The sequence below is a fragment of the Thermogutta sp. genome (assembly GCF_039793925.1).
In the GTDB taxonomy this organism is placed as follows: domain Bacteria; phylum Planctomycetota; class Planctomycetia; order Pirellulales; family Thermoguttaceae; genus Thermogutta.
The window spans coordinates 1-4,554 of record NZ_JBAMME010000259.1; the positions used below are offsets into that span (position 1 = coordinate 1).

Consider the following 4,554-nt stretch of genomic DNA (forward strand, 5'->3'; position numbering starts at 1 on the left):
GAGGGCAGCGCCGTGGTTTTTACCCCCAGCTTTTCGTTGCGCGGCCAACCACCCGCCGGCGGAGACATGTCGCAGGGCCGATCGCTGACGGGCGTAGCGATTCGGCTGCTCGATTACCAGAGGGGATAAAAATGCCAAGGCTGACGGAAACGGTTGTGGTCATCGTCGTGGTTGTTTTGGTGTTGATATTCCGCCAGCCTGTCAGTATTGAGTTTGGCGAAAGGGACTATGTGCGGGATAAGGCGAAAAAATTCAGAAACTTCCACTCGGCAAAAAGGGAATTTTGACGGGAAGGAGGCAGAATGAAAAGAAGGGGTCTCTGGATCTGGATCAGAGAGAATATGCATATTATCGTGTCTTTCCTGGCCCTTGCTCTTGCGATTGCGTCGGCAGGGTTGTATGCCGCAGAGAGGGATCGGCAGCAGAAGCGTGAGGCCACGTGGCGTCCTCACACGCTATGTTTCGCTACCCGGCAGATCTCCAGGGGAGAGATTTTGACGGCAAACAGCCTGCCGGTGCGCTGTATTACGGTTTACTCGGAAGTCGACGAGGAGACGCGGGCGATGATCGATAACGGTGGTGTCTGGCTGATCCCACAGACAACCATCCTCGCCGGTGACGATGGCAAAGTCCAGGCAATGGCGGACATTCCCCCGGGCGTGCCCATTGGCAGTGCCTTGATGCCCTGGTATGACCTGAGCTATCCTTACGTCTTCGCATGGCTTCCCGCGACGGGCGACTTTCTGCATGCGGGCAAGGTGTTTTTGTCCTTTCAGGTGCCGGAAAATGTGGTGAGCGTGTTTTTCCCCGGCCTCTCTCCCGATGATCCGGTCTTTGCCATGCTGGAAGGGGTGTGTAGGGGGATTGTGCGGGAAGATGGGGGGAACACAAAATGTCTGTTTATGTTGCAGGGGATGACCATCCGGAACCGGGATGGCATTGTCGCACAGTGGGCCGGTGATGCCCTTGCGCAGAATATTCTGCCGGCGATGCTGATAACGCAATTGGCGCCGGTCGTCAGTGATGTGATCGCCCGTCTGGAGTCGCCTGTGCTTCCGGTTCCGGAATGGCAGGCGACGCCCACGCCCACGCCGGCGCCGACCGCGCCTGCCCCCCAAGTCACTCCGGCGCCTTAGGAGGGGGAGAAGTGACCGACCGGACACCCGTCCTGGACATGGATACACTTGCCGCGGCGTATTCCGCCGACATCCATTTGGAGGGGGGCGATGTATCGTCAGCGTGCGCGCACGTCCTCCCATTTATGTACGGCAATCCGGAAAGGAGGGATTGGCAGTTCTTTCCCACCGTCTCCCAGGAGGTGTTCGAGTATCTAGGGGAAAGGATGGGAATGGGAAATGGGTTTTTTGTCCCCCCGGTGGGGGGGACATATTTCGGAAGGCCGGATGTGGATAAGGGGATTACCCGCATCGTCATGTTCACGGAAGGGAGTGGCGGGAAAACCGTTATCCATATTCGCTCCACCCCACTGACTCCCCCGATGTTTGACTGGTACCCTGCCGGTGGGGGGGATGCCTGGACGATGTTCACCGACATGGTCCAAGCAGCGATCGTCCACCGGGTTTCGTTCATCTTGTGCGGGGCAACAGGCGGGGGGAAAACCCGCTTGCTGGTCAGCGGCATTTTTCCATTTTTGTGCTGGAGGGGCAGCAAAGTCCTATACGTGGAATTCTACCCGGAACTGGCGGAACGTCTGAGACGAGAATATGCGGGCCCCCACATCTTTCTGTCCCTGCGGTCTCCGGGGGTGGGACAGGAAACCGCCCTCCCCTTAGAGGATGTTATCCGAATGGCCCGTACTGCTGATGTCAACTATGTGGTTTTCCAGGAAGTGTACATGTCGACAGGTCTGGGATTCGGGGCGAGTATGCAACACGTGGCCGACCTGGCCGCATCGGGCATCCCGTTTGCTTTCACGACCCACCCGTCGGGGGACAATGCCGTCCTTACGGCCAGGAGATACCGGGAGACCATTTATGTCCCCTGCCGGATGTTGGTCATCGTTGTCGCCAGACGGGAAATCCAGGCTGTCTACTCCTCTCCGGATGCTGGAGAGATCCTGATATGGGAGTGCAAGCCGGACGAGGAAAACGGGGTTGTGTATCGAGCATATCCGCATGCCTCCCTTCCGGAAGGCCTGCGAGGGATTATCGAAGCGATCGGCTAAATACCTGACACACAGAAGGAGGAAAAAATGGTGATTCTGGACGAGGTGGAAACCACTTTGCAGGAGATCGTCGGGATCCTGAAGAGCATTCAGGATCTTCTGCCGCCATTCCAGCGCACCTGCGGGGAGGCCCTGGACAGAAGCCATGCAACGCTGATGGCCATCCAGGCCCTCCGAAACGTCGGGCGGGAACAGGCAGGGGGGGAGAAAGTCGAGAGCGAGGCGGTTGGTATGGCTGTCCTGGACTGGGAAATGAATGCGGAGAACCTGGGCCTCCCCGGCAAGGGGGGTGACGAGCCCGGGGAGATCTCGCTCTTCTAGGCCCCCCTGGGCCGGCGACGAGGAGGGGGAAATGGCAACAAGACATCGCCCTTCTAAAGCGGGCCGCGATCAGCAACAGACACAGCCTCCAGCCTCTGCTTCCTTGCGGGGGCAAGTCGAGCAATTGCAGGCTCTGCTGCAGAAGTTGCAGCAAACAGCGTCTCCCTTTTTGGGGGGACACCCGGTGATCGAGATGGCGAAAACCATCGAGGAGCAACTCCCCGCGCTGCAGGCGTTGCTGGAGAAACTGGGAGTATGAGGAAACTCCTGTTGCTGTTCGGAATTTTCTTTGTCGGGATGGGGGTCGGGGCAATCCTTCGTGTTCCGCCCGACACATATCGTCCCGTGCGCGTGGTGTATGTGGGGGTCGATGCGACTCCCTCTTCGTGCTCTTACCCCTGCACGCGGCTGGTGGACGAAGAGAACAAAGAAGGAACAGTCGGGTGCAGAACTGTGGCGAACGAATGTCTCTGCGATTCCCCCTGGGGGGTTGTGAGCATTCCGCTGTTTGTGGAATGCGACATCGCCCGGGGGCGTCTGTGGGAGGCGGCAACGGATCATCCGTAGGGGAATCGAAGGCGGCCATGGACAAGAACGTGATCTTGTACGCGGTGACAGTGGCGCTGGCCCTGTGGGTCTTGTTGCCACCGTATATCTACCGGCGGCTGGTCGGAACCATCATCCAGAAGTCGTCATGGCGGTTTATTCTGCCATTTCTGGTGGGCTACCTATTAGACCGGTTTACCCCCCTGCCGGCGATTGCTGGCAGTCTCGTGTACGCGTTCTGGAATATCCGCCGCTCATCCCTGACAGCGCTGGCCAACGCGTTGCGCCTGTCCGAGCCGGCAAAAGCTCTGGGCAAGGAGTGGGAGCAGTTCTACAATACACTGGCTGTCGGGAAATGGAACAATTTCTGTGAGCTCAAGATCAGGGAATCCCCCCTGTACGGGGCAGTACTGATCATCCTGAGCACCACCCACGACCCCACCGTCGTGCACATTATCCGACAGGTCATCGGCGAATTGTCCCTTGCCCTAGAGACAGCCAAGACCACGCTGGCCACGCTCTACTGGGCACGGGTGGGTATTCCCCTGGTGGCATCTATCATGTGGACCGCGTTCCTCGGTACGGTGCAGGTCGAGATCGATCCCACGTTGTTGCTGGTATATCAGCTCGCCTGTATCGGTATATTCATCCTGACCAGCGAACTGGCTCAACGGATCATCCCGGCCGATATTTAGCAGGTCGCCCGTCGCGGGTCGCGGGGGTGGGAGGTAAAGGAAAATATGATGATCTACTTGGGCGCCCTTCTGACATGCTATCTTGTATCACTGGTGATACCGGCACGATGGAAGATCGTAACCTGGGCATCACAGTTGATCATCCTCCTGCTGATGCCATCCGATTTGCGCCTCCCGTTTTCTCTGGTTGTCGCGATCCAACTGTTGCGCTTCCGCCGGGCCAGGAAACAGGACATCCTGGGGTCCGCCTTTCTGCGGAATCCGGTTGCCGTCATCGTGCTGCTGGCAGGCAGGGCACCGGGGGCGCCGCTAACCGGCCTGAACCCCCAGACCCCCGTCATGGCTAGGTTTGACAGTCGCCTGGCCGGAAGGCTTGCCAAGAATCCTGTGGGCGAGATGGAGAGGATGATAGAAGAATCGGCTTTCCGGGATCTGTTATGGGCAGTTTTTCATCTCCGGGAGCGAAGCGTGGAAACTGCCGCGCGGCATGTGGTCAATATCATCCAGAAACGTGCGGCGTTCGCGATGTTGCTGTCGGCTGCCAGCACCATGCTGTTTATGCTTCTGATCCCCTTCACCGCTCTGCCTATGCTGGTGATTCTGCGATCTCTGACACCCTGAATCAATCACAAGGAGGAGAGAAAATGGACTGGAGCAATGTCGTCGTTATATTTACCCAATGGATTCGGGGGCTGGCGATGTTTTTCTTCGCCTATTGCCCGGACCCGCCGAACATTGGGACAATGGTAGGTGGGCTGGCTTCTGACTTCTGCAGCGTGAACTGCGGCCTCGTCTCGTTTTTCCTGG

Annotated in this window: 8 protein-coding genes; all 8 read left to right on the plus strand. The window is 58.2% G+C overall.

The features are described from left to right. The first annotated feature begins 131 nt into the window (after window positions 1–131). The 8 genes from ABJK56_RS12785 to ABJK56_RS12820 are packed head-to-tail and all read left to right on the plus strand — an operon-like array spanning window position 132 to window position 4,368. On the plus strand, window positions 132–287 hold the full coding sequence (locus tag ABJK56_RS12785) for a hypothetical protein (protein WP_347245056.1): 156 nt from the start codon (window positions 132–134) through the stop codon (window positions 285–287). Between the two features lie 15 nt (window positions 288–302). After that, window positions 303–1,136, plus strand: coding sequence for a hypothetical protein (locus ABJK56_RS12790; protein WP_347245057.1), 834 nt, complete (start codon window positions 303–305; stop codon window positions 1,134–1,136). 11 nt (window positions 1,137–1,147) lie between these two features. Further along, window positions 1,148–2,185: a hypothetical protein gene (locus ABJK56_RS12795; protein ID WP_347245058.1), complete on the plus strand. Its 1,038-nt coding sequence runs from the start codon at window positions 1,148–1,150 to the stop codon at window positions 2,183–2,185. Window positions 2,186–2,212: 27 nt separating this feature from the next. Beyond that, window positions 2,213–2,506 carry a hypothetical protein gene (locus tag ABJK56_RS12800; protein WP_347245059.1) on the plus strand — a complete coding sequence of 98 codons (294 nt, stop codon included), beginning with the start codon at window positions 2,213–2,215 and terminating at the stop codon, window positions 2,504–2,506. 31 nt (window positions 2,507–2,537) lie between these two features. Next, window positions 2,538–2,765: a hypothetical protein gene (locus ABJK56_RS12805; protein ID WP_347245060.1), complete on the plus strand. Its 228-nt coding sequence runs from the start codon at window positions 2,538–2,540 to the stop codon at window positions 2,763–2,765. Continuing rightward, window positions 2,762–3,073, plus strand: coding sequence for a hypothetical protein (locus ABJK56_RS12810; RefSeq protein ID WP_347245061.1), 312 nt, complete (start codon window positions 2,762–2,764; stop codon window positions 3,071–3,073). The genes ABJK56_RS12805 and ABJK56_RS12810 overlap by 4 nt, the downstream gene beginning before the upstream one ends. Window positions 3,074–3,090: 17 nt before the next feature. Beyond that, entirely contained in the window at window positions 3,091–3,747 is a 657-nt protein-coding gene (locus tag ABJK56_RS12815) for a hypothetical protein (RefSeq protein WP_347245062.1), read from the plus strand. 45 nt (window positions 3,748–3,792) lie between these two features. Further along, window positions 3,793–4,368, plus strand: a complete 576-nt coding sequence (locus ABJK56_RS12820; RefSeq protein WP_347245063.1) for a hypothetical protein — start codon at window positions 3,793–3,795, stop codon at window positions 4,366–4,368. Window positions 4,369–4,554 lie beyond the last annotated feature (186 nt).

Excerpts from the sequence above, each read along its gene's own strand:
- ABJK56_RS12785 (WP_347245056.1), top strand. The coding sequence starts at position 132 with ATGCCAAGGCTGACGGAAACGGTTGTGGTCATCGTCGTGGTTGTTTTG.
- ABJK56_RS12790 (WP_347245057.1), top strand. The coding sequence starts at position 303 with ATGAAAAGAAGGGGTCTCTGGATCTGGATCAGAGAGAATATGCATATT.
- ABJK56_RS12800 (WP_347245059.1), top strand. The coding sequence starts at position 2,213 with ATGGTGATTCTGGACGAGGTGGAAACCACTTTGCAGGAGATCGTCGGG.
- ABJK56_RS12805 (WP_347245060.1), top strand. The coding sequence starts at position 2,538 with ATGGCAACAAGACATCGCCCTTCTAAAGCGGGCCGCGATCAGCAACAG.
- ABJK56_RS12810 (WP_347245061.1), top strand. The coding sequence starts at position 2,762 with ATGAGGAAACTCCTGTTGCTGTTCGGAATTTTCTTTGTCGGGATGGGG.
- ABJK56_RS12815 (WP_347245062.1), top strand. The coding sequence starts at position 3,091 with ATGGACAAGAACGTGATCTTGTACGCGGTGACAGTGGCGCTGGCCCTG.
- ABJK56_RS12820 (WP_347245063.1), top strand. The coding sequence starts at position 3,793 with ATGATGATCTACTTGGGCGCCCTTCTGACATGCTATCTTGTATCACTG.